Origin of the sequence: Xanthomonas citri pv. citri, from assembly GCF_000961215.1 — a bacterium.
GTDB classification, from domain to species: domain Bacteria; phylum Pseudomonadota; class Gammaproteobacteria; order Xanthomonadales; family Xanthomonadaceae; genus Xanthomonas; species Xanthomonas cissicola.
Window position 1 is genome coordinate 5068775 of record NZ_CP008998.1, and the last position, 26241, is coordinate 5095015.

Genomic DNA, 26241 nt, shown 5'->3' on the forward strand with positions numbered 1-26241 from the left:
GTCGCACGCGGGCGTTCGGCAGGTGGGCAGGTGTGTGCCTCCTTCGATGCGGATGAATGCGCCGAAGCGAGCTGGAACAGCACGCTGTTTTCGAGATGGCTGCATGGTGTTGCAGGCGTATAGGATCACGGCCTTGTTCGAGGCCGTGCAATGCGCATCCATTCAAGACACATCCCCCATTTCCGCCTTGCGCGTGCGTCGGTCTTGACGGTGGCGCTTGCCCTGTTCGCTGGCCAGGGGTCTGCGCAGACCGGTAACGGCCCGACGTACGTTGCCCCGACGCCGACGGTTGCGCCGCCGGTGGACCACCCATTTGCCGGGGTGATGCGCGTGGACGTGGATGCCACCGATGTCGCGCGCCGCATCTTCACTGTGCACCAGCAGATACCGGTAGACGGCAGCGGCGCAGTGACGCTGCTGTATCCACGTTGGGAGGCCGCCAGCCACGGGCCCAGCCTGACGGTCACCGATCTTGCCGGCCTGGAGGTCAGTGCAGCGGGGCGCCGCCTGCCATGGCGGCGCGATGGCTATGAGCCGCATGCCTTCCATGTAGAAGTGCCGGCCGGTACGCAGCAGATTGAGGTGCGGTTCCAGATGCTGGCCGGCGGCGAGTTGCTGACACGCGACATCGTGTCCGTGCCCTGGCAGCGGTTGCTGCTGTACCCGGCCGGTTGGTATGCCAGGAACATTCCGGTGGCCGCCATGGTGACGCTGCCGGGCGGGCTGCGGCCGTTCAGCGCCTTGGACGTGGAGCGCGCGGGCGGTACGCACTACGCCTTCAAGACGACATCGCTGGAAACGCTGCTGGATGCGCCGGTGCTCGCCGGCCGATACGCCGCGCAGCTGCCGCTGACCGGGGCGGTGTCGCTGGATATCGTGGCGCAGCGGCCCGCCGACCTGCAGGTGCCGCCCGCACGTGTGGCCGAACTACGTTCGCTGCTTGCGCAGCTCGGCGCGGTGTTCGGTCCGCCGCCGTTTGCACGCTACGCCATCCTGGCGCGGCTGAGCGACGAGGGGTCGGCCGGCGGCGCCGAGCATCGCGCGTCCAGCGAGAACGGTTTGGCGTCGTCGCATTTCCAGGACTGGCCGGGCCAGATCCTCTCGCGCGACCTGATTGCGCACGAGATCGTGCATGCCTGGAACGGCTTTTACCGGACGCCTGCCGATTTATGGGCACCGACGCCGAACGTGCCGGTTTCCGGAAGTCTGTTGTGGATGTACGAAGGACAGACCGAGTTCTGGGGCCGCGTGCTGGCGACGCGTGCCGGCCAGTTCACGCCCGATGAGGTACGCGACCGCCTGGCGCTGGAAGCAGCGGAGATCGCAGCGCGGCCCGGGCGGGCATGGCGCTCTTTGTCCGACGACGTGCACTACCCGGCTTTCATGTTGCGCCAGCCGGTGGCGTGGCGCGACTGGCAACGCCGGCGCGATTACTACTCCGAAGGGGTGATGCTGTGGCTGGCGGTGGATGCCGAACTGCGCACGCGCAGCGGGGGCAAGCGCAGCATCGACGATTTCGCGCAGCGCTTCTTTGCCGGCGCTACGCCGGACGCGCCGACGCGTACCTATACGTTCGAGGACATCTGCGCCACGTTGCATGCGGTGGCGCCAGCCAACTGGGCAGGCTTCCTGCGCGGATGGATCGATGCCCACGACGAACTGGACACCACGCGCGGCCTGACCCAACACGGTTGGTCGCTTGTCTACACCGACACGCCGACTGCGGCATTCGGTGCCAGCGAAGAAGAAGCTGGCGTTGCCGATCTCACCTACTCGATCGGATTGACGGTGCGCGCCGACGGCATGGTGCGCACGGTGGCCTGGAACGGCCCCGCATTCGCGGCCGGGCTGCGGCCGGGCACGCGCGTGTCGACCGTCAATGGAGCGCCGTTCACGCAGGACGCGGTGCGCGATGCGGTGCGCGGCTCCGCACGCCGCCCCATCGTATTGGGCATCGCACAGGACGCGCAGCGTGCGGACGTGCAGATCCAGTACTCCGGACCACTGCGCTATCCACGGCTGGAGCGGCTGGCCAACCGGTCCGACACCCTGGCCAGGCTGCTTGCGCCACGCTGAGGCGATGGGCGCCGGCTGCCGCCACCCGTTGCCACGTACTCCACCGCGCCAGACCCTCTGCCCTTCCATGGCGCACAAGCCTTACAGTGCGCTGGCACGCCGGGTCCGGCGCTGCCCAACCGTTCAATCCAGCAACCACGAGGGTGTCATGAGCAAGGGGATGGACCAGAAGAAGAACCAGAAGAAAGAGCCGACCAAGACGCTGAAAGAAAAGCGCGCGGCCAAGCAGGAAAAGAGGGGCAAGTAAGCGCCTGGCCTGTTGGCAGGCGGACGCAATTGGAGGGGAAGCCCCACCTCGCGCTTCGCGGAGGACGCCGGACGGCGCCACTCCGCGAAAGCTGCGGAGCGCTCAGCGCGCGTGTTGCTCCTCGTCATCGTGGGCGAGCGCGGCCTTGGCCAGCGCCGACAGCAACAGCCTGGCTTTTTCCGGACGCACAACCTCGGCGTGGCCCACGTGCTCCACCGGGCTGGCGCCCTCGCGGTGCATGGGGGTTGGCTGGAACAGCAGGCGCGCAGTGCCGGGCAGCGCTGCCAGCAGGGTCAGCGGATCGTAGAGATTGAGCTTGGTCACCTGCGGCCAGATGGCGTCGAAGCTCATGGCGCCTTGCTGACCCGCTGCCACTGGATCCTGCGGTTGTGCTGCGACGAACGTACGGAAGAACCACGCCGTATCCAGGTCGCGGATCAGGTTGGCCTGGATGCCTTCCCACAGGCCTTTCAAGGCGTTTTTCTGGACATCGCGCAGGTACTCGCCCACGGGGTGGCCATTGCGTGCGATGCCTTCATAGAACGCGGGCGGTACGGCGGCCCTGTAGGCAGCTTCCTTGGTCAGGATGCGCAGAGGAATGCCGAGTTGCTGCGCGCGCCGGTAGAGCGCACGGGCGGCGTGGATGTCGGTGGCGTTGTTGTAGGGGCGCGCATCCGGTTGCACGAAACCATCGGCGTCCCTGGCCGGGTCGATGCCTCCCATGATGGTGATGGACGCGACCTTTTCCCGCACCAGATCGCCCGCCTCGGCGAGCAAGGCGCTGGCATCGGTCATTCCGGCGATGACCACCATGCCGAGCTTGTGGGGCGAGGTCGCCAGACGCTCGCGCATCGCACGGACGCCATCGGTGTGGACGGCGTCCGGCGCCGCACGCAGCGCGTCTCCCTCGGCGAGGAACTTGGAATGCTCCCGGGCCTGCGTGGACGTCATGGGATAGTCCTGACCGCGCGCGACGCGAACATCCGGCAATGCCAGGCGATCGAAGACACCCTTTGCCAGCTGCGCGCGTTGCGATCGCATGTCGGCATCGCCCAGGGTGACGACGACGTCGGTCAGACGCAAAAAGCCTTCGACCTGCAGCTGCTTGGCGATGGTGTAGGTCACGACATCGTCGGGGTCCCTGTTCGGGTCGGTGAACAGCAGCGTGTCGAGCGGCAGCTGCGGCCGGTGCAGGCGCAGCTCCCGCAGTACGGCCGCCTCGGTGGGCGTCAGCACGGGTGCGTCGGCGACGCCGAGTTCTGACAGCATGCTGCGCTGAGCAGGCGTCAATCGCGCGGGCAAGCTCTGCGTGCGTCGGTGCCGTGGTCCGTCCGGGCGGGGAGGACGGCCAATGATGGTCTGCAAGGCGCCCGGCGGCGGCGCGGCGGCGTCTGCGGGGGAATGTGCCGGCACGGCAACGGGTGGGGGATCGCGCAGGTCAACCGTCATGTCTGCGCTGGACAAACCGGCGGTGGATCGGATTCCGGTGGGCTGCATGTAAGGACCTCTGACAGTGAACGGCGGTGCTGGCAGCCCTTGTCGGCAACACGACAGAACCGGTGCTCACGCTCATGCGTGCGCACGCTGCACGAAACAGTCGCGCGTTCGCGCTCACGCGTGCGTCAGTGGCGTCAGCAATGGCGTGCGGCGCGATCACGCGGTCGAGCAGGCGGCCAGGCTCGCAACGTTACCCACGTCCAGCACAGCGCCATGCCGGCGTGGTGAATTCCTGTGTGCGGCGACGAAGAGACACCGACAGGCGCGCCGCCGCATCAACTCAAGCCCACGCCGGTGTTGGCGAGCAGCGCACGCGCCATGCCGAGGTCGTCGTGCTCGCGTGCTTCGCTTGGCACAGGCCGACGCTGAACGATATATCGGGCACTGCCATGGCATCCCACAGCGCCTGCGCGATGCGGTGCTCATTGTGACTGTCTCAGAAGCGTTGGCTTTCCTGGGCACGATCGCTTCTCATACAGCCTCAAGCCACAAGCACGTTTTACCTGTTGCTGCCTCAGAGGCCTTCTTTTCCCTGGCTATCTCTGCGTCTTTTGATACATTTTCCGCATCAGAATAGAGAGCCCTGGATGGGATTGCCCAATGCGGTTGGCGTTGTTGCTCGCAAAGGTGATGCAGCATCCGCAGTGGGTTGCATCTGCTCCGCACCCAGCCGCCATGCCAATCCCGAGATGCGTGCGGCGTGGCGTGCCAGTGCGCTACGGATGACCGCTTCGCTGCCGGCCAGGTGCAGGGCGCGGCGGGCGCGGGTGATGCCGGTGTAGAGCAGTTCGCGGCTGAGTACGCGGGCATCGCGGGTGGGCAGTTGCAGCCAGACCTCGTCGAATTCGCTGCCTTGGGCCTTGTGCACGGTCATGGCGAAGGCGCTTTCGTGTGCGGGCAGTGCGGCGGGGTGGAAGCCGCGCACCTGGCCGTCGCCGTCGCCTTCGAACCAGGCGACCAGGGCGGCTTGCGGGTCGCGCACCGAGGCGGGACTGGCTTCGCTGCGCAGACAGATGCCGACGTCACCGTTAAACAGGCCATGGCGATAGCTGTTTTCGGTGATCAGCAGCAGGCGGCCGTGAAACCAGGGCGAGGCCGCACCGAGGCGGCGGGCACCGGAGCCACTTTCGGCCAACAGTTGTTCGATACGGGCGTTGAGGCCGCGCGCGCCTTGCGGGCCGGCGCGCACCGCGGTGAGCAAGCGCAGGCGGCCGGCCTGGCGCAGGGCATCGGCCGGATCGTTGGTCGCGGTCAGCGCCTGCCAGTGAGCGAGCAAGGCCTCACGGCCCAGGCTCAATGGGTCATCGCCGTCTTCGTGGAAGTGCACGCCTGGCAGCGTGCCGCTGCGCAGTAGCGACAGTGCGGTCTCGGCATCGCCAATGCGAACGGCATCGGCCAGCGGCGCCAGGGCGAAGTCGGCGGCCTGGCGGTAGCCGCGTAGTAAGTGCACGCGGTGGCCGGCGAGGTGACCGACGGGTGTGCTGGCGGCTGGGGCGGTCACCGGCGCGTTGCCCAACAAGGGTTGCAGCGCGCGCGCATCGTCCGGCGGCAGCGTGTCGCCGGGACCGGCGGCCCGCAGGATGGCGGCGAGTACGTCGCCGGCTTCCACCGAGGGCAGTTGGTCGGCATCGCCAAGCAGGATCAATTGGGTGCCATCGGCCACCGCATCGACCAGCTTGCACATCAGCGGCAGGTCGACCATGGACGCTTCGTCGACGACGATCAGGTCGAACGGCAGCGGGTTGTCGGCGTCGTGGCGGAAGTGCGGGGAATCCGGAATCACGCCCAGCAGGCGATGCAAGGTGCTGGCGCCGGTGGGCAGGGCGCTGTGCCAGGAGAAGTCGGTAGGAGCGGTGCCCTCACCCGCCCTGCGGGCACCCTCTCCCGCAGGCGGGAGAGGGGACGCGCCTTGATGTTCTGCGGGCAAGCCCTGCTCGATCGCGCGCGCCAGCGCGATGCGCAGGCTTTCGGCCATGCGCTCGGCAGCGCGGCCGGTGGGCGCGGCCAGCGCGATGCGGGGGGGCGGTTGGCCGGCGGCATGAGCCTGGGCGAGACGCAGCAGCAGCAGACGGGCGATGGTGGTGGTCTTGCCGGTGCCGGGGCCGCCGGTAATCAGCAGCAGGGCGCGGCGCAGCGCCAGCGCGGCGGCCTGGGCCTGGCGATCCTGGCCGGTGGTCGCGCTGGGAAACAGCGCAGCAAACACCGCAGCGAGGACAGCACTCTCGGTCGCTGGCAACGTGTCTGACGCGATGCGGGTCAACCCGGCGGCCAGGCGGGCTTCGTATTCGCGATAGCGGCGTAAGTAGAGCAGGCCGTGCTCAAGGACGAGGGGTGCGTCGCTGGCCGCAGCAGCCAGCGGATCGTCGGGTTGGGCGATCCACGGCGAGGCCTGCAGTTGGGCCATCCAGGCGTCGGCCGCCGGCCAGGCGACGTCTGCATCGACCAGCAGCCGTGGGCGGCGGGGATCGAGGCCGGCATGGCCATTGGCCACGGCCAGCGAGGCCAGCGCAGCGGCCAGCAGCACGGTATCGGGCGTGTCCGGACGCAACCGACGCAGGCTCTGCGCGAACGCGTGGTCGAGCGTGCGCAGATGGCTCTTGGCCTGCAGATCGGCGAGCAGGCTCATGGCATGGCCTCGGCAGCTGCGCGGGCGAACAGGGCGCACAGCGCGTGGGTCAAGCCTGGCGCGCGGCCATGATCGAACGCACTTGTGGAGCGCTTGACGTGCAGAGCGGCACACAGCCTCATGGCACGACCTCGCTAGCTGCGCGGGCGCACAGCGCACGCAGCGCGTGGCCATGATCGAACGCGCATGGATGGCGCTGTTCGTGCGGATCGGCGAGCAGGTTCATGCGAGTGCCTCGGGCGGCGCGCCGGCGAAGAGCGCATCCAGTGACTGCACCAGCGCCGGTGCGAAGCGCCAGGCGTGGATGCCGGGCGCCGGCATGCCCTCGACCGCGGGGCGTGCCGCATCCAGGCCGCGACAGAACAGATAGCGCACGCCGCCGAAGTCACGGGCGTAGTCGTAGGCGTCGCCCAGGCGGAAGCGCAGCCAGCGGTGCAGGGCCACGGTGTAGATCAGCGCCTGCAGTTCGTACTCGCTGTGCGCCATGGCCCGCGCCAGGGCGTCGGCGTCGTAGCTGGGCAGGCGGTTGGATTTGTAGTCCAGCACATACCAGCGCCCGTCCACGCTGTAGGTGAGGTCGATCAGGCCGGTCATCAGGCCTTCCAGGCGCTGGCGCGCGCCGAAGGCCTGGCGGTCGCCGACCACGCCAAACCGATGCAGCAAGGCGAGCAACGCATCGACGCGGGTGGGCCGCATGGCGAAATGGAATTCCATCTCGTTGCGGCGCTGCGGTTCGGGCACGTCGGCCAGGCGGGTGCCTTCGGGCAATGCGACGGTGAGCGTGTGGCCGATCAGCGCGGTGAGCATGCGCAGGCCGTCGTCGAGGTCGTCCTGGGCGTAACCGCCGCGTTGCAGGGCCTCCAGGATGGGTGCGGCCTGGCCGTCGGGCGCGGTTTGGCCCGGCCGCCAGGCCTGCCAGGCGGCGAAGTCGCAACGTTCGAACACGTCGTGCATCACCACGCCGAAGCGGTTGCCGGCAAAGCGCGGATCGAACGGCTCGGCGTCGGTGGCAACGGCCACGGCAACCGCCTCGCTGCCGGACGGTTCATCGCTGCCGCCGCTGCCGACGACGGTGGCGCTGGCCATCGGGTCGGTGGCCGCGCCGGCATCGGCGTTGGCCAGTTGGGTAAAGCTATACACCCACCACTCGGGTGCGATGTGACGCTGCGGATTACGCGCGAGCGGCACCTGCGCCTCGCTCGGAGCCGGCAGCCGCGGCAGGTGGGCCGGCGGCGTGGTGGTGTCCACCACCACGCCGCCCTCGCCCGCCGTGCCCTGCAGCGCATCGAGCGCACGCAGCATGGCCGACAATGCGGTGCGTTCGTGCTGGTGGAACGGGCCGCTGGCGATCCACAACGCGTGCTCGGCGCGGGTGAGGCCGACATAGAGCAGGCGCGCGTCTTCGGCATCCTGCTCCTTCTTCCATTCCTCTTTGATCGCTTTCCATTCCATGGAGTCAACGTCATCAGGCCAATGCAAACAGCGTTTGCCATCCCGATAAACAATCACACGCTTGCCAGGCTTCTGGTCCGGTGGCTTGCGGCCGATGCCGACATACGGCAGGAACACCAGCGGATATTCCAGGCCCTTGCTCTTGTGCAGGGTGACGATCTGCACGCGGCGCGCATCCGATTCCAGCCGCAGCTGCTGGGCGTCGTCGTTGTCGTCGGCATTGGCGATGCGCCGCGACAGCCAGTCGACCAGGCCATGCGGGCCGAGTGCGCGCGCATCGGCTTCCTGCAGCAGTTCGGCCAGTTGCAGATAGTTGGTGAGGCGGCGTTCGCCATCGACCAATGCGAGCAGGCGTTGCCCGTGGGTGGCGCCGAGGTCGCCGATCAGGGCGAGCGGGCCGCCGCGCTGCCAGCGTTCGCGCCAGTCCAGCGCCTGTTGCTGCCAGCGGCGGTGACGCTCGCCGTCGCGTTCAAGTGCGGCGATGGCGATGGCGTCTTCGCCGATCAAGACCGTGGCCAAGGCGGCGCGCAGGCGGCTGTCGTCGCCCGGGTCGAGCAAGGCCTGCAGCAAGGCAAGCAATTCCAGCGCCTCTTCCGTGGCGAACAGGCTTTGCTTGCCGGCGGCCACCGCCGGGATGCCCACCGCGCCGAGCGCCTGCTGGATGCGCGTGGCCTCGCCGTGGCTGCGCACCAGCACGGCGATATCGCCGGCCTGCACCGGGCGACCGCACACCGTGGCCGTGCCGTCGCGGCCACCGGCCAACCAGCCGCGGATCGCTGCAACGCACGCGGCGGTCGCCAGCTCGCGCGCGCGGCCGGCGCTCCAGGGCTTGGGCTTGCCTTTCGCAGGCGGCGGCGGTTCCGGCGCCCGCCACAGCGTCAGTGCCGGCGCAGTGACGCCATCGCGTTGCAGGTCTTCATCGACGCGCTTGGTCCCAGCCCGCACCGGGTGGAAGGCGATGCCGTCGGTGAGGAAGGCATCGGCGTAGCCGGCCTGCGCGTACAGCGCGTCGATGGCCGCCAGCACGCCGGGGCGCGAGCGGAAGTTGTGGCTCAGCGGCGGCGCCCGTTCGGCGGTGACTGCCGCGGCCAGATAGGTGCGCACATCGCCGCCACGGAAGCCGTAGATGGCCTGCTTGGGGTCGCCGATCAGAAACAGCGCCGGTTCCAGTCCGGCGGCTTGTGCGAGCGGGCCTTCGCCGAACACGTTGGAAAAGATCGACCACTGGCGGTCGTCGGTGTCCTGGAATTCGTCCACCAGCGCGATGGCGTATTGCGTGCGCAGGCGTTTGAGCAGGGCGTCGGCCTGTGCGCCCTGCAATGCGTGCGCGACACCATCGACGAGGTCGTCGTAGGTCTGCACGCGGCGTTGCCGCTTGAGCAGCGCCAGCCGTGCGATGGCATCGTCGCGTAGCGCATGCAGCAACGCGATACGGCGGTTTTGCTGCCATTGTTGTACCTGTATGTCAGCTTGTCGCCACACTTGTAACGCATCGAACAAGGGTGAGCACGGTACGCGATCGTGCGCCCCATCCCTGCAAAATTCGCGCATGCGTGCAGGCAGCAATTTGTCTAGATGTGCCTTCTCGTCCAGTATCCAGTGAGCATCGGCAGTACCGTTCCACAACTCTTCAAAAGCCTTGTCAAAACTTGCACGGCGCGCACGGCGACCATCGAAGACCTTGTTGTCGAATGCGGAGGCGATGGCGTCGTAAGCCGTGTCGCCGTGCGCGCGCAGGGTAGCGACCAAGGCTTGCGCGGCAGCTTGGCGGATTGGTGTTGGATCAGGTGCTGGCGTTGAAGGCCTTGGTAGCAACTGCGGGTGCCGCACCAGCGCGCGCAGATCGCTGGCCAAGGCCTCGGGGCCGCCCGACCACAGGGCGATGAGATCTTCGGCCATCACCGCATCGGCGGCGCGCTGCCGCCACAGATCGGCCGCGACTTCGCCGAGCAATTCGCGATCGTTGGCGAGCAATTCCGGCGCAGCGAACGCCTGGCCGCTTTCCAGCGCGTGTTCGCGCAGCACGCGCGCGCAAAAACCGTGGATGGTGAACACCGCAGCCAGATCGATTTCTTCCACCGCCTGCTGCAGGCGGCGACGCAAGGCGGCGGGCGTTTCGCTGGCGCCGGCCAGATGCGTGGCGAGGATGGCGCCGGTGAGCAGCACGTCGGGTGTTGCGTGTAGGAGCGGACCTGGCCGCGACGGGTCGTCGGCAAGGTCGCCCGCGGCCAGGGCCGCTCCTACGAAAGGCGGTGGCGCATCGGGGACCAGGCTTGCGGCCAGCACCAGGCGTTCGCGGATGCGGCGGCGCAGCTCCTGCGTGGCGGCTTCGGTGAAGGTCACCGCCAGGATCTGGCCGATGCGCAAGCCGCGCTCGACCACCAGCCGCGTGAACAGCGTCGCTAGCGTAAAGGTCTTGCCGGTGCCGGCGCTGGCCTCGATCAGGCGCACGCCGTGCAGCGGCAACTGCAGATACGGGTCGGTGACGGGGCTGATGCTCATTCGGCATCCTCGCGCGCGCCGTGCCAGTGTCGCCAGCTGTCGATCACCCGCTCGGTCTCGAGTGGCGCGCCGGTGTTCCCCTGTTCGAGCAATGCGTACACACGATGGCTGGTGGTGGCGAACGCGGCGAAGCGTTGCGCGTCGGCAAACGGGTCGCGGCCGCGGGTGACCAGGCGCAGTTCCGGGCTATGCGATTCGCTCCAGCCAAAGCCCGATTGCCACTGCCCGGCCGCCTCCTTGATGGCCTTGTCCAGGTCGCCGCCGCGCGCGGCCTGGTGATATTTCCAGCTGCTGTACGGCGCGAAGGCCAGCGGTGTCTGCACGCCCTGGCGATACAGCTGCAGCAGCTCGGCCAATGCGGTATGCGCCTGCGTTTGCGACAGCGGTTGTGCATCGATGGGATGCGGGCCCAGGCCGTCGTCGTGTTCGAAGAAACGCACGTACGGCGCGTGTTCGCCGGCGGCGCGCAGCAGCAACCACTCCAAGCCGTGGCGAATGGCGCTGCGCCCGCTGAGCGCGCCGACCTGCACGCGCCCCACGCCGCTTGCGTACCAGCCCGGCACACGGCCGTGCAGTTCGATCTCGCCAATCTGCACCTGCAGCCGGCGCGACTGGGCCGGGGACTCGCCACGCCACTGCCGGAATGCGTCGGCATACGGGCGCAATTGGGCCACGCGCTCGTCGAGCTGGCGCCGCCCCAGCGGGCCGGACGGCAGCAGCGCGCGCGCGCGCAGGCGCTCGTATAGGCCTTCGGTGTCGCCGGCCAATGCAGCTTCGAATACCTGCTGCTGCAAGCCGTAGTGATCCAGCCCGCGCGTGGGGGCGAGCAACGGTTCCAGATCGCTGTCTTCGCCGGCCGGATCGGGCAGGCGCATGCCCAACCGATGACGCAGAAACTGCCCGGCAGGGTCGGTCAGCAAGCGGCGCAGCGCGTCGATGGACATGCTGGCCGGCAAGGCGATCGCTTCGGCCGGCAATGCACCGGCCACCCACGGCGCCAGCGGCTGCCGCTGGCCGACCAGGCTGTCCACCGCCGGCCGCCATTGCCGGCGATAACTGAAACGGCGCGGATCGGCGCCGTCGTCGCCCAGCGCACCGAACGCGGCGGCGGCGAATGGCTGCAACGGGTGCCGCACCACCAGCGTGTCGAGCGCGTTGCTGGCGGCGTGGTACTGCGCAGCGCTCGCCAGCAATTCGCTGACCAGCACCGACGGCTCGCGCACGCTGCCATCGCGCGCATCGGCACCGAGATAGCTGAGGTAAAACACCTCTTGCGCGGAGGCGAACAACTGCAGGAACAGGAAGCGGTCGTCCTCGCGCGTGGAACGGTCGCCGTGCCGGCGACGCTCGGTGCCCAGTTCCGCGGTGAGGCGATTGAGCCCGGCGGCCGGGTCGCGGCGCGGGAAGTCGCCATCGTTCATGCCGAGCAGGCAGATCACGCGGAACGGCAGCAAGCGCATCGGCACCATGCGCCCGAAACTGATGCCGCCGGTGAGCAGCGGCGCACGCGTATCCGAGTCGCCCAGCACCGCGGCGAAATGCGCACGCACCACCTCGGCCGGCACCTTGCCGGCGTACTCGGCGCGCACCGCATCGCGGGCAAACTGGTCGATCAAGGTGCGCAAGCGATCCAGCGCGCGTTGCGCGCGCGGCGCAGTCGGCGTGGCCGGGATCAATGCCTCGAGCAGACCCAGCAAACGCTCGCGCCACTCGACCGGTGTCATCGCGTCGGCCAGCGCGGCTTGATGCCGTTCGAGCACGCGCAACAGCCGCAACAAGGTGTCCAGTGCGGCCAGTGCGCTGCCTTCCAGCTGCGGCCACGGCGCTACCCCATCGATGTCCTCGTCGGCGCCGCTGGCATGGCCGAGCAGCAGCCGGTCCAGCGCGAAACGCCAGGTGTAGGCATCGTCGCCCGGTGCCTGGTGCTGGCGCCGGTGCGCCGCATCCAGGCCCCAGCGCGCGCCGGCCGCGTGCAGCCAATTGCGCAGGCGTTCCAGCCCGGCTTCGTCCAGGCCGGCCGCTTCGGCGATTGGCGCGCTGGCCAGCAGGTCGAGGATTTCATGCAGCCCGAAACGCGCGATCGGCAAACCGAGCAAGGCGAGGAACACTTCGGCCAGCGGTTCGCTCGCCAACGGGCTGGCATCGGCCAGCGCGTAGGGCAGCGCGTCGTCGTTGCCGTGGCTGCCGAACACCGCATCCAGATACGGCACGTACGGGTCGATGTTGGGCGACAGCACCGCGATCTCGCGCGGCTGCAGGGGCGGGTCGAAGCGTGCATCGTCGAGCAGCGCACGCAGTTGGTCGTGCAATACCTGCAACTCGCGCAGCCGCGTGTGGCAGGCGTGCACCTGCAGGCTGGGGTCGTGCAGATTCACCGCCGGCAATCGCGCGTCAGCTGCAGGCCCGCGGCGATGGAACAGATCGCTCTGCATGCGCCGCAACAGGCTGTCGCCCAGCCCGCCATCGGCCAGCGTGCGGCGGCCGGAGTCCAACGGGTCGGCGTAGGCGGCAATTTCCGCCAGCGGGTGCACCACTTCGTAGTCGCCCACCAGCGCCATGAAGTCGCGCCCGGCTGCGCCCCAGGCCTGCAGCAACGGGTTTTCCTGCACCTGCTCGGCGAACAGTTGCACGGCGCCGTCTTCGCGCCGGCGTTGCCGCAAGGTCTGCAGGTCGCCCCAGTAGCCCTGCGTCGGGGTGGGCAGATAGAAGTGCAGCGTACCCACGCGCGCCTGCGTGGCCAGCACGCGCAAGACGTCCGGCGAGATGTTCAAGATGGCGAAGGCGAACACGCGCGGCGGCAGGCCTTGCGGCAACGGACCATCGGCACGCGTGTAGCGGTCCAGATACTGGCCGATGCGCCGTGCACGGTATTGCCGGCCGGCGGCGATGCTGCGCCACAACCGTGCCTGCGGGTCGTCCGGATCGGCGCCCGCTTCCCAGCGCAGCAGCCAGTCGCGGCGCCATGCCTGGTATTTTTCGAACACGCTGCCCAGCTCGCCGGCCAGCGCCCACGGCTTGAGCGCATCGCCATCGGACAGATAGCCGGCCAGTGGCGCCAACGCCGCATCGCTGCCCAGGTCCGATTGCAGGGCCGCATACAATCGCCACTGCGTGGTCGCCATGTCCAGGTCGTCGTCGGCCGCGCCGAGGTTGCGCTCCAGCGCGCGCGCGACGAATTCGCCGGGCGTGAGAAATTCCAGATTCGCCGCAACACCGTGCTCGGCCGCAAGCGTGGACTGCAACCAGCGCCGCATCGCCACCTGTGGAATCAGCACCACCTCCGGCTGCAGCAACGGCTGCCCGGGCATCGGCCGGCGCAACTCCTGCGCGAGCAAGGCAGCCAGGGTATCCAGCGCATTGGATGGATAAAGACGGAAATCGGGCGCGGAAGTGGCGTGCATGCGTGGCGCATTGTGCCGGATGCGCGCGTGAGGCGTTGTTGGCCGCCGTGTCGGCGCCCAGGTGGCCGCGCTGAGCGCAAAGCCGCACGGCATCGCGCACCGGCGCTGCGCGAAAGATGCCGATCGACCGCGCGCGCGGCCCGCTTCAACAACTGCGATCAGGCATCACGCCGCATACGACGCGCTGCCATCGTCACGCGCAAGCCTTGGAACCGCCAAGCGCCGCCCTGCGCCGCGCAGACACGCAGCATCGCCACCGTGGGTGCGCGGCGACGCGCACGCCCTCAAGGCGATGGGCCGGGGTATTCGCCCGGCCCACCGCGTTGCATGACTGCATGGCTTGCAACCCGATCAGTATTTCTTTTCCAGATTGATCATCCAGGTCTGATCGTTGCTGCTGTCGCCGTCGGTGATGCCGCGGTATTCCAGCCGCGTCGACAGGCCCTGTTCGGTCGGCAGCGCCGCACCGATGCCCACCATCAGCCGGTTGCGGTCGAACGCGCTCTGCGCAGTGCGATAGAACGGGGCACCGGTGAGGTCGGCGTAGCTCAGGATCGCATCGCCACGGCCCTGGAAATCCGCGCATGCCGCATCTGATAGGTCTGCTGCGGAAACAAAAAGGCCGAGCCATTGCGAAACAGCAAGAAACCGGTGCACGTTGCGAATTGCGCGCATGCTGCAAGGGCGGCGCTTCCACCAGCACGAACGGCACCTCGCCCTCATTCAATGCGGCAGCAAAGGTCTCGTTGACGCTACCGGCGACGTGTTCAAGCGTCAGCACCTCCATGGAAGGTTCCTGTAGCGACGAAGTAGCATGGATCGTCACGTTTTGTGGCCGGTTCGACAGGATGCCGCTGCCGGCAACGCGACGTGCTCGGCAGATCGTTGCAACAGCGACAGGCAAGACGACGACAGCGCACGGGACCATCTGCAGGTAAACACCGCGCGTCTCGGCAACTGTCGGTTACGTCCCTACTGCGGCGTACGTTCTTGATCCCGCTCGCATGCGTGTGGCCTGGTTGCGTTGCAGGACACGCTGTTACGCAGACGGCGACGCGCAACCCGCACATCGCCGCTCGGTGAATGCGACAATACTGCACGCGCCAGTCTGGTTATGTTCAGCGGTGCGCGGGCTACTCTATCGCGTTGTAATTTTGTTAAAGGCACCGATGACGGCTTCCGCTTCCCCTGTCGTGCAGTTGTCCGGTGTCCGCATCGATCGCGGCGGGCGCACGATCCTGCGCGATGTGTCGCTGGAGGTGCCACGCGGCAGCATCACGGCCGTGCTCGGTCCGTCCGGTAGCGGCAAATCCACCATGCTGGCAGCGCTGACCGGCGAGCTGCGACCGGTCGCCGGCGCGGTCACGTTGTTCGGCAATCCCATTCCCACCGGCAGCCGCGCGCTGCTGGAGATGCGTCGCAACGTCGGTGTGCTGCTGCAGGGCAATGGCCTGCTCACCGACCTCAGCGTGGCCGAGAACGTCGCGCTGCCACTGCGCACCCACACGCGGTTGCCGGCAGCGGTGCTGCAGCGCCTGGTCCAGATGAAGCTGCATGCCGTCGGCCTGCTGGCCGCAGCCGATGCCTGGCCGCGCGAGTTGTCCGGCGGCATGGCGCGGCGCGTGGCACTGGCGCGCGCGCTGGCACTGGACCCGCCGCTGATGATCTACGACGAGCCGCTGACCGGGCTGGACCCGATCGCCTCGGGCGTGATCATGAGCCTGATCCAGCGCCTCAACGACAGCCTGGGCCTGACCAGCATCATCGTCAGCCACCATGTGCACGAGACGCTGCCGATCTGCGAGCAGGCGGTGGTGATCGCCAATGGCGGCATCGTGTTCGCCGGCACGCCTGCGCAGCTGCAGGACAGCACCGACCCGCTGGTGCAGCAGTTCCTGCACGGCCAGCCGGACGGCCCGATCGCCTTCGATGCCGCCCCGCGCCGCGACCGGAGTGCTGCCTGATGGCCTTCGCCGATTCCATTCGCGCCTTCGGCCGCGCCGGCCTGTTTTCGCTGACGGTGCTGCGCGGCTCGCTGCCCACGCGCGATTTCATTGCCGAACTGGTCCGCGAGATCTACAAGGTCGGCGCGCGCTCGTTGCCGATCATTGCGGTGGGCGGCGCCTTCGTCGGCCTGGTGCTGACCTTGCAGGGCTATCGCACGCTCACCACCTACGGTGCATCGGATGCGTTGTCCACGCTGTTGGGCCTGTCGCTGTATCGCGAACTGGCGCCGGTGCTGACCGCCTTGTTGTTCATCGGCCGTGCCGGCAGTTCGATCGCCGCCGAGCTCGGTCTGATGCGCGCCACCGACCAGATCAAGGCGCTGGAACTGATGGCCATCGACCCGGTGGCCAAGGCAGTGGCCCCGCGCTTCTGGGCGGCGGTGCTGACGGTGCCGCTGCTCACCGGCGTGTTCTGCTCGCTGGCCATCACCGGCGGCTATTTCGAAGCGGTGCATGTGCTGGGCATCGACAACGGCACGTTCTGGTCGGGTCTGAGCAATAGCGTGGACTTCTGGGACGATTTCGGCGTGGCGATGCTCAAGTCGGCGATCTTCGGCGGCACCGCGGCACTGGTTGCCGCCTACGTGGGCTTCCATGCCGAACCGACCATCGAAGGCACCTCGGTCGCCACCACCCGCGCGGTGGTGAACGCCTCGTTGCTGGTGCTGATGTTCAACTTCGTCCTTTCTGCAATGTTGTTTAGGTGAGTGGAATAACTATGGCCATGCGTGGACCACGACTCGAATTCGCCGTCGGCGCCTTTTTGCTGCTGACCCTGGCCTCGCTGCTGGTGCTGGCGGTGGCCTCGACCAACCAGCGCTGGGGCTTTGGCTCCAGCCAGTACACGCTGACCGCCCGCTTCAGCCAGATCGGCCAGCTGCGCGCGCAGGCACCGGTGAAGATCGGCGGCGTGACCATCGGCAAGGTGGCCGACATCAGCCTGGACCCGACCAAGTTCGATTCGATCGTGACCCTGTCGCTGGATACCAAGTACAAGGACCTGCCTGCCGACACCTCGGCCGGCATCTTCACCAGCGGCTTGCTCGGTGAGAGTTATATCGGGCTGCAGCCGGGCGGCGACCCGGACACCCTCAAGCCGGGCGACGAAATCGGCTTCACCCAGCCGGCAGTGGATCTGCTGCAGCTGGTCGGCAAATACATGTTCAGTGGTGGTGGCGGCGGCAGCAATGCCCCGGCCGCCGCCAACGGCCAGGCGCCCGCGCCTGCCCAAACCGCTCCTCCCTCTACGGAACCACACCAATGAAGACCACTGTGCTTTCTGCCGTCCTGGCCTCGACCCTGCTGGTGTGCGCACCGGCGACCGTGCTGGCGCAGCCGGCCGCTGCCAGCGCGCCTGCGCAGGGCGCGGCGACCAAGACCGTCATCGACAGCAGCACCCGCATCCTGAGCACGCTGGACCAGCGCCGTGCCGAGTTCCGCAGCAATCCGGCGGCGCTGCGTCAGTTCATCAATGGCGAATTGAACAAGGCCTTCGACCGCGACTACTCGGCCCGTCTGGTGCTGGGTGTGCATGGCCGCGGCGCCTCCGATGCCGACGTCAAGCTGTTTGCCGATGCGCTGGCCGACAACCTGATGCAGCGTTATGGCACCGCGCTGCTGAATTTCGAAGGCAAGCCGACCTTCCGCGCCAAGTCCGAAAGCGCGCTGCCGGGCAACCGCGGCGTCAAGGTGTCCACCGACCTGCTGCGTGCCGGCAACGACCCGACCCCGGTCGATTACCTGATGCGCAATACCGGCGGCCAGTGGAAGATCTTCGACGTGATGATCGAAGGCATTTCCTACGTGCAGACCTTCAAGACCCAGTTCGACGGCCCGCTGCGCGAGAAGGGCATCGCCAAGGTGGCCGCCGAGCTGCGTAGCGGCAACCTGCAGGTCGGTGCGGCACCGGCCAATGGCAACTAATACCGTGCAACGCATGGGCGACACGCTGGTCATCACCGGCGTGCTCGACCGTGCGGCGGTCACCGCGGCCTGGCCGCAGGCGATCGCACAGCTGGATGGCGCGCGCGCGCTGGACCTGTCGGGTGTACAACGCCTGGACAGTGCCGGCGTGGCGATGCTGGCCGAACTGGCTGCCCGGTTGCGCCAAGCCGGCAGCGGCGAAGTGGTGGGCGAGGCGTCCGGCCTGGACGAATTGCGCGCCGCTTACCGGTTGTCCCCCACTCTCGATTTTCAGGCCTGAGCGCCAGCCCATGACCCAGTTCCGTTCTCTTCCGTTGTTGGCCAGCCTGCTGCTGGGTGCCTGCGCCAGCCAGGCGCCCAAATCCGCACCGCCGTCGGGCGGTACCGCCATCGCGCCGGCAGCCGACGCGCCGGTACGCGACGATGCCGGAGTGACCGCGCAGCCGGCCGCGTCCGGGATGGCCGCCCCGGATGCGCTGCCGGCGAGCGCTGCTGCTCCTGCCGATCCGCAAGCCGCTGCGGGCGCCGACACCGCCGCTGCAGGCGCGCCCACCGATGCCGAAAGCGACTTCGACGCGCTGTATGGCCCGACCACCTCGCAAGCAAGCGCCAACGGTACGCCGGCACAACCGGGCGCGGCGCCGGCATACGACCCGTGGGAGCGCTACAACCGCGGCATGCACCGCTTCAACATGGCGGTGGACCGCGGCGTGGCGCGTCCGTTGGCGACGGCCTACACCAAGGTGGTGCCCAGCCCGGCGCGCCTGGGCGTGACCAACTTCTTCGACAACCTGGGCACGCCGCTGACCATGGTCAACCAGCTGCTGCAAGGCCACCCGGTCCATGCGATGCAGTCGTTGGGGCGCTTTGTGATGAACAGCACCCTCGGTGTGGCTGGGCTGTTCGACCCCGCTTCGGCGGCCGGTATCCCGCGGCGCAGCGAAGACTTCGGCCAGACGCTGGGCGCGTGGGGCTGGCGTAACTCGCGCTACTTCGAGCTGCCGTTGTTCGGGCCGCGCACCGTACGCGACACCTTCGGGCTGGCGGGCGATATTCCGCTGTCGTGGATTCGCCAGGTGGACGACGGCGGTACGCGCTTCGCCCTGCAGGGCTTGCAGCTGGTGGACACGCGCGCGCAGCTGATGTCGCTGGATTCGCTGCGCGACCAGGCGCCGGACGAATACGCGCTGACCCGCGATGCGTGGATGCAGCGCCGCAATTACCAGATCACCCGCGATCTGCGCAGCCATCGCGAAAAGAACAACGAGCTGCCGGAATACCTGCGCGACGACAAGGACAATACCGTGCCGGGCAACGCCATGCCGATCCCGAACTGGGTGCGTTGAGCGGTCGGATAGTTGGTCAGTGATGAACGTCGAAGCCCGGGAGCGATCCCGGGCTTTTTTGTGTCAGGCACCAGCCAGACCGGTTGCGACGTAACGGCGAACGCCGCATTGCGAAGCGCCTCGGCATGACAGCGCTGCTAGGTGCCGTCGTTGCGAGGCGGTGTCGGTACCGGTACCGCCGCATCTTGCGCAGCGATGATTTGCCACTGACCACTCCGCTTGATCCAGATATCGGTCCAGACATACCGGCCGGTAGACCCGTCTTTACGGGTCCACGTTTCACTCCCATGCGCGATCGCGGTATCTCCGAAGAACCTGACGTTTATCTCGTCGAGTGTGTTGGAAATGATCTGCTTGGCAGGACCCGTCTCGCGAGTGACCTGGGATTTATCGTATCTGCGGCCCTTGGTGTCAGTCCCGATGAAGTCGTCGGCAAAGTAAATCCTGCGCTTTGACCGATTTCCTGTCACGACAGACTCTGCCCAATCGCGAGAACAGTCGACGATGTACTGCTCTGCCTGCGTGTCAGGGGCGGACGCCGTGCCGGGCACGTGCGAGCAGCCAGTCACCATCGACAACGCGAGCATTGAAGAGCTGAAGAAGTACTTGAAGGTCATTGCCTATTCGCCGGCTCCCGATAAGGACATGACGCGTCATCGCAATGCCGACAGCGCTCTATGAGCGTGTGGCCAGCGCCGCATCAATCGCGGCACGCAAGCGCGCATCGTCGGCAGGAATGTCCGGGGCGAAGCGGTCGATGATCTTGCCGTCGCGACCGATCAGGAATTTTTCGAAGTTCCACACCACGCCCGGCGCGGGGTTGGGGGCGATGCCGTAACCGGCAAGTTTCTCGCGCATCGGGCCCTCGCCGGTGGTGTGCGGATGGGTGCTGGTCAGTGCCCCATACAGCGGGTGCGCCTGGTCGCCAGCGACGGCGATCTTGGCAAACATCGGGAAGGTGACGTCGTAGGTGAGCTGGCAGAACTGCGCGATCTCCGCTTCGCTGCCCGGCTCCTGGCCGTTGAAGTCGTTGGCCGGAAACGCCAGCACTTCCAGGCCCTGTGCGCGCTTGTCGCGATACAGCGCTTCCAGCCCTTCGTACTGCGGGGTCAGGCCGCACTTGGAGGCGACGTTGACCACCAGCAGCACCTTGCCGCGATAGTCCGCCAAGGTGGTGGGCTGGCCATCGATGCGGGTCACGGGAATGTCGTATAGCGTCTGGCTCATCGGTGCGTCCTGGGCGGGGAGAGCCCAGAGCATAAACGGCCACGGTGAGGCGAGCGATGCCGCTGGCTCACGCGGCTGGCAGTTGTCTGCAGCGACGCTCACGGGCCGATCGGCTGACCGGCCCGTCCACGCGCTCGGCCATCTTCGACGCCATCAATCGATGCACAACGCCGCCTGGCCCCTGCCGCCGACCACCGTCTGGCGGCAACCGAAGCGATCGCTGTCGCGCTGACAGGTACCGGTGGCCGCCGCGCCGGTCGGCACGATGCTGGTGGCCAGGCAGTCGCCGCTGCAATCGCTGTCGTCGGTGCAGGTCTTGCCGGCATCGGCATACGGCACGATGCAGCGCGGAATCTGCATGCGGCCGACCGGCCGCAGTTGGCCACCCTTTGCGGTGCATTGGGCAGCATCGGCGGAGACGGTGTGCGGCGGCTGCGGAGCGTTCGCCGCGGCGGCCTGCCTGGTTGCCGGACTATTGCTGCATGCGGTCAGCAGCAGCGCGCAGAGCGCTGCGTGGATCCATCGGGTCGCCATGTTGAGCATCTCGTCTTGAACCAGGTGGGTGCAAGCATCGCGGTGGCGATGTCTGCGTGACGTACTGTCTATCGGCGCAAAAGAGCATGCCGGAGACCTGCATTCGTAGGAGCGCACCCGGGCGCGATGAAGCGTTATCGGTCATGCCTGGTCGCGCCCGGGTGCGCTCCTACGTCATGGTTTGTGGCATCGCCCTACGCAACCGATCACGCCTGCTCGTCGTTGCTGTCGTCTTCGCTGCTGGTGCCGGTGTCGTCGCTGCCATCGTCCAGCAACGCCTGCGACTGCTCGCCGGCCAGTGTTTCCACCCCGCGCAGGCGGCGTTCGATGGTGCGGGTCTTGCGGCTGGCTTCGCCCAGGCTCTTGCCGACGGTGCTGATCTGCCGCTCGGCCTTTTCGAGAATGCCGGCGAACTTGCCGAACTCGCTTTTCACCGCGCCCAGCACCTGCCAGACCTCGCTGGAGCGCTTTTCGATCGCCAACGTGCGAAAGCCCATCTGCAGGCTGTTGAGCAAGGCGGTGAACGTGGTGGGGCCGGCCAGCACCACGCGATGCTCGCGCTGCAGCAGATCGACCAGGCCGGCACGGCGGATCACTTCGGCATACAGCCCTTCGGTGGGCAGGAACATCACCGCGAAGTCGGTGGTGTGCGGCGGGCAGACGTACTTGTCGCTGATCGATTTGGCCTGGATGCGGATGGCGCGTTCCAGTTGCGCGGTCGACTGCTTGATCGCGTCGAGGTCGCCCTTTTCCTGCGCGTCGATCAGGCGTTCGTAGTCCTCGCGCGGGAACTTGGCATCGACCGGCAGCCAGACCACCTGCTCGTCGCCGCGTCCGGGCAGGCGGATGGCGAAATCCACCGCTTCGGCACTGTCGGGCTTGACCCGTACGCCGCGCGCGTACTGCTCCATCGTCAGCGTTTGCTCGAGGATGTTGTCCAGCTGCACTTCGCCCCAGCCACCGCGGTCCTTGACGTTGGTGAGCACGCGCTTGAGGTCGCCCACGCCGGTGGCCAGCTGCTGCATTTCGCCCAGGCCGCGCTGCACCTGTTCCAGCCGTTCGGAGACCAGCTTGAACGAGGCATCCAGACGCGTATTGAGCGTGGTCTGCAGTTTTTCATCGACGGTGGCGCGCATCAATTCGAGCTTGCTGGCGTTGTCGTGTTGCAGATTGGCCAGCTGCTGCTCGAGCGTTGCGCGCATCTCGCCGATGCGCAGTTCGTTGCGCTGGGTGAGTTCGTTCAAGCGCTGGCCCAGCGCTTCGGTGAAGCGCTGTTGCGATTGCCCGGTTTCCTCGCGCCCCTTGCGGGCGTCTTCGGCCAGCGCATCGCGCAGCGCGGCCATGTGGGTGTCGGTGCGCGCGATCAGTTCGGTCAGTTGCTGGCCGAACACCTGGATACGGGTTTCCTGTTGCTGACCGAAGCCTTCGAGCTGGGTGCGCAGTTCGGTGAGCCGCAGGGTCAGCAGCTCGCCGGTGCGTTGTTGCGCAAGGCCGCTTTCTTCGCGCGCCTTGCGGGCATCTTCGCCGAGCGCATCGCGCAGCAGGTCCAGGCGTTGGTCGGTGCGCGTGGACAGCTCGGTGAGGTTGCGCGCGAAGGTTTCCAGGCGGGCGTCCTGCTGCCGCGCCAGGCCTTCGAGTTGCTCGCGCAATTCACCGCGGCCATCGCGTTGCTCGGCGCGCAGTGCATGTTCCAGCGCGGTGGTGGACGGACGTCGCAGCAGCGCCAGCAGCTGCAACACGAGGACTACGACGAGCAGCCCGAGAAGGATCAGGGATTCGGATGACATGCGCGCAGTGTAGCGGCGCTTGTCGCAACAGCTGCGTCACGCCTGCTGGCCGGCGTGATCATGCGCACGCGCTGCAGGAGTCAGCCAGACAGCGGCGACGCGGGCCGCTGTCTGGGCTTGAGGCGTAGGGTCAGAAGCCTTCCAGCACCAGCTTGCCGCGGGTGCGGTGCGATTCCAGCGCGGCGTGGGCGCGGCGCAGGTTGTCGGCGGTGATGCGGCCGTAGTGCTCGCCCAGGGTGGTGCGCAGCACGCCGGTGTCCACCAGCTCGGCGACGCGATTGAGCAGATGGTGCTGGGCGATCATGTCCTCGGTTTCGAACAACGAGCGGGTGAACATCAGCTCCCAGTGCAACGACAGGCTCTTGCGCTTGAGCGGCAGCGCGTCCAGCGTGGCCGGGTCGTCGATCAGCGCCAGCTGACCTTGCGGGGCCAGCACCTCGACCAGCTGCGCGAAATGCTGGTCGGTGTGGGTGAGGCTGGCGACATGCTGCACCTGCGCGATGCCGATCCGCTGCAGGCCCTCGCTCAGCGGCTGGCTGTGGTCGATCACGTGATGCGCGCCGAGTGCATGCACCCAATCCTGGGTTTCCGGGCGCGAGGCGGTGCCGATCACGGTCAGCTTGGTCAGCGTGCGCGCCAGCTGCACCAGCATCGAGCCGACGCCACCGGCCGCACCGACCACCAACAGCGCCTGGCCTTCGCCGCCACCTTCGGCAACGCCGAGCCGGTCGAACAACAGTTCCCAGGCGGTGATGGCAGTCAGCGGCAACGCCGCAGCCGCAGCGTCATCGAGCGTGGCCGGCTTGCGCCCGACCAGGCGCTCGTCGACCAGGTGGAACTCGGCATTGGTGCCCGGGCGGGTCAGCGCGCCGGCGTAGTACACCGCATCGCCGGGGCGGAACAGGCTGACCGCCTCGCCGACCGCATCGACCACGCCGCTGGCGTCCCAGCCGAGCACCCGCGGGGCATCCACCGCGGCGTTGCTACGCACCTTGGTGTCGACCGGGTTGACCGACACGGCGTGGATGCGCACGCGCAGGTCGCGCGGGCCGGGGGTGGGCAGCGGCAGCTCGAGTTCGACCAGCGCGCGCGCATCGTCGATGGGCAGGCCGTGTTGGAGATAGGCGATAGCTTTCATGGCAGGGCGTCGTGCGGGAGGGAGTTGCATGGTCGGCCACCCGGATTCACGGAAAAACCGGCAAACTGCGCAAGCACTTTCACCATTGGAGTGAAGATGGTCCGCTTCGACGACCTGGCGCTGTTCGTACGGACCGCGGCGCTGGGCAGTTTTTCCAGCGCCGCGCGCGAGGCCGACCTGTTGCCGGGCCAGGCCAGCGCGGCGGTGGCCCGGCTGGAGCGCGCGCTGGATCTGCGCCTGTTCGCCCGGTCCACGCGCAGCCTGCGGCTGACCGCCGAGGGCGAGCAGTACCTGCCGTACGCGCGCGGTGTGCTGGAGCTGCTGCGCGACGGGCGCGAGCATGTGCGGGGCCACGACAGTGCGCTGCAGGGCGTGCTGCAGGTGACGGCGCCGTCGGATCTGGGGCGCAACGTGCTGCTGCCGTGGCTGACCGAATTCCGCGCTGCACATCCGAAGCTGACCCTGCGCCTGCACCTGTCGGATCAGGTGGCCGACCTGTATCGCGCGCCGGTGGATGTGGCATTTCGGCTCGGCCGTATCGACGATGCCGAACATGTGGCCTTGCCGGTGGCACCGGACAACCGCCGCGTGCTGGTGGCCGCACCCGTCTACCTGCAGCGCCACGGGCGCCCCGCCACGCTGGATGCGCTGCGCGAGCACGCCTGCCTGCTGTACGTGCTGGCCGGGCGCGCCTACCACCGTTGGCAATTCGACCGGGAGGGCCGCCGCCACGTGGTGCCGGTGCGCGGGGCGATGCTGTGCGACGACGCCGATGTGGTGCGGCGCTGGGCGGTCGCCGGCGAAGGGATCGCCTACAAGTCGTGGCTGGACGTGTGTGCCGACGTGCAGGCCGGGCGGCTGGAGGTGCTGTTCCCCGAGTGCGGCGATCGGCTGCCGCTGCAGCTGGTGTGCCCGCACCGCAAGCAGTTTTCGCCGGCGATCCGGCAATTGCATGCGCTGTTTGCACAGCGCTGCCAGGCGCTGACGGCGTTGTACCCGGTGCAGGCCGGAGGGCTTGGTGTGGGGTGATGCGGTGATCGCAGTGAAGTGATCGGCACGATTGCTTCGATAGACCAAGGTCGTTTCCCGATGCGGTGCGTACGGAGGCACGTCATCGGCATGCCACCGCGCCGTCTGCCACATTCGCGGCACGTGCCATTGCAGCGGCCTTGGCGTTTTCGGTGCGCAGATGATGGCTGTGCAGCTGCGCCATGACGCTGAAATAGTCAGCGCACCTGTTCGATGTCGCATGGCGTGCGGTGCTGCTGCGCGCGTTATTGCCGTGTTCGTTGAAGCGCCCATCACTGCGGCGGTTCTAGCCTGCCGGCATGACCGCACCCAGCCCGGTTCGCATGCAGCGCTATGCCAATCGCAACGGCCACTCGGGCGTGGTGGCCTACGCGCTGGCCGACGACGCCATCGCCGTGCGCTTTCGCAGCGGCGAGACCTATGTGTATACCGCCGACAGCGCGGGCGCCGAGGCCGTGGCGACCATGCAGCGGCTCGCCATGGCCGGGCGCGGGCTGAGCACCTACATCAGCCAGACCGTGCGCGATGCGTACGCGGGCAAGATCGAGCTATAGCGGCGCAGGAGTGCAGCAGTGAGAATGTACTGCGCGCGCTGCTAATTACCGCAGAGTGCGTGCATGCAATTGGCTGCGCACGCTGCATCATGCGCGTGCGGCGTTGCCTGCAGCGCGTATCACCGCCGCCAACTGCCAGCCATCACGCGTGTCACCGAGGAACACATGCTGGAGATTTACGGAAAGCCGAGCTCGATCAATGTGCGCAAAGTGTTGTGGTTGTGCGATGAGCTGGGGCTGGACTACACGCTGCATGCATATGGCAGCGGCTTTGCATCGGTGCAGACGCCGCAATTTCGCGCACTCAACCCCAATGCGCTGGTGCCGGTCATCCGCGAGGGTGAACTGGTGCTATGGGAATCGAACACGATCTGCCGCTACCTGGCCGCGCGCAGCCAACGCCACGATCTGCTGCCGGCCGCGCCCGCCGCGCGCGCACTGGTCGAGCAATGGATGGATTGGCAGGCCACCGAACTCAATACCGCCTGGCGCTACGCATTCATGGCCAGCGTGCGTGGCAGTGCAGCGCATACCGATGCGCAGGCGATTGCGGCGAGCGTGGAGCAGTGGAACCGGCACATGGCGATCCTCGATGCGCAGCTGCAGCGCGGCGGTCCGTTCGTCCTGGGCGCATGCTTCACGCTTGCCGACATCGTGCTGGGGTTGTCGACACAGCGCTGGGTCGCCAGCCCCATCGCGCATGTGCCATTGCCCGCGGTGGCGGCGTATTACGCACACTTGAAAACACGCGCTGGATTTCGGCGCTACGGTTGCACTGCACCGTAATGCCGCACATCGCACTTGTGCGAAGCGAACCAGACCACCGAAGCGATGCATGCAGCACGCTCGCACTGCATTGACCTGGGCATGAGTAGGGTGAGGGTCTGCTTTTGCGA

General features: G+C 67.6%; 20 protein-coding genes and 2 pseudogenes. 11 read left to right on the forward strand and 11 right to left on the reverse strand.

Annotated features, from left to right (window positions below):
- Positions 1 to 150 precede the first annotated feature (150 nt).
- A complete protein-coding gene (locus AMD14_RS22150) occupies positions 151 to 2076 on the forward strand; it encodes a M61 family metallopeptidase (RefSeq protein WP_015472905.1) in 1926 nt (641 codons plus the stop codon).
- A 67-nt stretch (positions 2077 to 2143) separates the two neighbouring features.
- Entirely contained in the window at positions 2144 to 2323 is a 180-nt protein-coding gene (locus AMD14_RS25135; RefSeq protein ID WP_003482327.1) for a hypothetical protein, read from the forward strand.
- Between the two features lie 102 nt (positions 2324 to 2425).
- Here the strand turns inward: AMD14_RS25135 and xopQ are convergent, their stop codons facing one another.
- The 6 genes and pseudogenes from xopQ to AMD14_RS22180 form a co-directional block, all read right to left on the reverse strand.
- Entirely contained in the window at positions 2426 to 3820 is a 1395-nt protein-coding gene (xopQ, locus tag AMD14_RS22155; protein WP_011052897.1) for a type III secretion system effector XopQ, read from the reverse strand.
- A 568-nt stretch (positions 3821 to 4388) separates the two neighbouring features.
- Positions 4389 to 6446, reverse strand: coding sequence for an exodeoxyribonuclease V subunit alpha (gene recD / locus AMD14_RS22160; protein ID WP_011052899.1), 2058 nt, complete (start codon positions 6444 to 6446; stop codon positions 4389 to 4391).
- 222 nt (positions 6447 to 6668) lie between these two features.
- The gene (gene recB / locus AMD14_RS22165) at positions 6669 to 10400 is read right to left on the reverse strand and encodes an exodeoxyribonuclease V subunit beta (RefSeq protein WP_011052900.1); all 3732 of its coding nucleotides are present in this window, start codon (positions 10398 to 10400) and stop codon (positions 6669 to 6671) included.
- Positions 10397 to 13801, reverse strand: a complete 3405-nt coding sequence (gene recC / locus AMD14_RS22170; RefSeq protein ID WP_011052901.1) for an exodeoxyribonuclease V subunit gamma — start codon at positions 13799 to 13801, stop codon at positions 10397 to 10399. The genes recB and recC overlap by 4 nt, the downstream gene beginning before the upstream one ends.
- 351 nt (positions 13802 to 14152) lie before the next feature.
- A pseudogene (locus tag AMD14_RS25725) lies at positions 14153 to 14380 on the reverse strand (hypothetical protein); the annotation flags it as partial.
- Positions 14377 to 14588 (reverse strand): annotated as a pseudogene (locus tag AMD14_RS22180) (DUF6916 family protein); the annotation flags it as partial. The pseudogenes AMD14_RS22180 and AMD14_RS25725, both read right to left, overlap by 4 nt.
- A 382-nt stretch (positions 14589 to 14970) precedes the next feature.
- Between AMD14_RS22180 and AMD14_RS22185 the strand changes: the two are divergent.
- From AMD14_RS22185 to AMD14_RS22210, 6 genes are read left to right on the forward strand one after another with little or no spacing between them, the layout of a single operon-like run.
- Complete coding sequence (locus AMD14_RS22185) at positions 14971 to 15765, forward strand: ABC transporter ATP-binding protein (protein ID WP_011052903.1); 795 nt, start codon at positions 14971 to 14973, stop codon at positions 15763 to 15765.
- A complete protein-coding gene (locus tag AMD14_RS22190; protein ID WP_003482308.1) occupies positions 15765 to 16514 on the forward strand; it encodes an MlaE family lipid ABC transporter permease subunit in 750 nt (249 codons plus the stop codon). Before AMD14_RS22185 ends, AMD14_RS22190 begins: the two co-directional genes overlap by 1 nt.
- A gap of 11 nt (positions 16515 to 16525) precedes the next feature.
- Positions 16526 to 17071, forward strand: a complete 546-nt coding sequence (mlaD, locus tag AMD14_RS22195) for an outer membrane lipid asymmetry maintenance protein MlaD (RefSeq protein ID WP_005912377.1) — start codon at positions 16526 to 16528, stop codon at positions 17069 to 17071.
- Positions 17068 to 17730 carry an MlaC/ttg2D family ABC transporter substrate-binding protein gene (locus AMD14_RS22200; RefSeq protein WP_003482305.1) on the forward strand — a complete coding sequence of 221 codons (663 nt, stop codon included), beginning with the start codon at positions 17068 to 17070 and terminating at the stop codon, positions 17728 to 17730. The genes mlaD and AMD14_RS22200 overlap by 4 nt, the downstream gene beginning before the upstream one ends.
- Entirely contained in the window at positions 17720 to 18010 is a 291-nt protein-coding gene (locus tag AMD14_RS22205) for an STAS domain-containing protein (RefSeq protein ID WP_011052905.1), read from the forward strand. Before AMD14_RS22200 ends, AMD14_RS22205 begins: the two co-directional genes overlap by 11 nt.
- A 10-nt stretch (positions 18011 to 18020) precedes the next feature.
- Complete coding sequence (locus tag AMD14_RS22210; protein WP_011052906.1) at positions 18021 to 19076, forward strand: MlaA family lipoprotein; 1056 nt, start codon at positions 18021 to 18023, stop codon at positions 19074 to 19076.
- Positions 19077 to 19213: 137 nt separating this feature from the next.
- Here AMD14_RS22210 and AMD14_RS22215 read toward each other — a convergent pair whose 3' ends face one another.
- The 5 genes from AMD14_RS22215 to AMD14_RS22235 form a co-directional block, all read right to left on the reverse strand.
- Positions 19214 to 19693, reverse strand: a complete 480-nt coding sequence (locus AMD14_RS22215; RefSeq protein ID WP_015463807.1) for a nuclear transport factor 2 family protein — start codon at positions 19691 to 19693, stop codon at positions 19214 to 19216.
- Between the two features lie 58 nt (positions 19694 to 19751).
- On the reverse strand, positions 19752 to 20303 hold the full coding sequence (locus tag AMD14_RS22220; protein WP_011052908.1) for a glutathione peroxidase: 552 nt from the start codon (positions 20301 to 20303) through the stop codon (positions 19752 to 19754).
- 153 nt (positions 20304 to 20456) lie between these two features.
- The gene (locus tag AMD14_RS22225) at positions 20457 to 20861 is read right to left on the reverse strand and encodes a hypothetical protein (RefSeq protein WP_170913646.1); all 405 of its coding nucleotides are present in this window, start codon (positions 20859 to 20861) and stop codon (positions 20457 to 20459) included.
- Between the two features lie 182 nt (positions 20862 to 21043).
- On the reverse strand, positions 21044 to 22576 hold the full coding sequence (locus tag AMD14_RS22230; RefSeq protein WP_015472908.1) for a DNA recombination protein RmuC: 1533 nt from the start codon (positions 22574 to 22576) through the stop codon (positions 21044 to 21046).
- Positions 22577 to 22754: 178 nt separating this feature from the next.
- Positions 22755 to 23762: a zinc-binding alcohol dehydrogenase family protein gene (locus tag AMD14_RS22235; protein WP_011052911.1), complete on the reverse strand. Its 1008-nt coding sequence runs from the start codon at positions 23760 to 23762 to the stop codon at positions 22755 to 22757.
- Between the two features lie 96 nt (positions 23763 to 23858).
- Between AMD14_RS22235 and AMD14_RS22240 the strand changes: the two genes are divergently transcribed.
- The 3 genes from AMD14_RS22240 to AMD14_RS22250 all read left to right on the forward strand — a co-directional run bounded on the left by AMD14_RS22240 (position 23859) and on the right by AMD14_RS22250 (position 26131).
- Positions 23859 to 24791, forward strand: coding sequence for a LysR family transcriptional regulator (locus AMD14_RS22240; RefSeq protein WP_003482290.1), 933 nt, complete (start codon positions 23859 to 23861; stop codon positions 24789 to 24791).
- A 323-nt stretch (positions 24792 to 25114) separates the two neighbouring features.
- Positions 25115 to 25345: a hypothetical protein gene (locus AMD14_RS22245; protein WP_040107826.1), complete on the forward strand. Its 231-nt coding sequence runs from the start codon at positions 25115 to 25117 to the stop codon at positions 25343 to 25345.
- Positions 25346 to 25510: 165 nt separating this feature from the next.
- Entirely contained in the window at positions 25511 to 26131 is a 621-nt protein-coding gene (locus AMD14_RS22250; protein ID WP_011052913.1) for a glutathione S-transferase, read from the forward strand.
- Positions 26132 to 26241 lie beyond the last annotated feature (110 nt).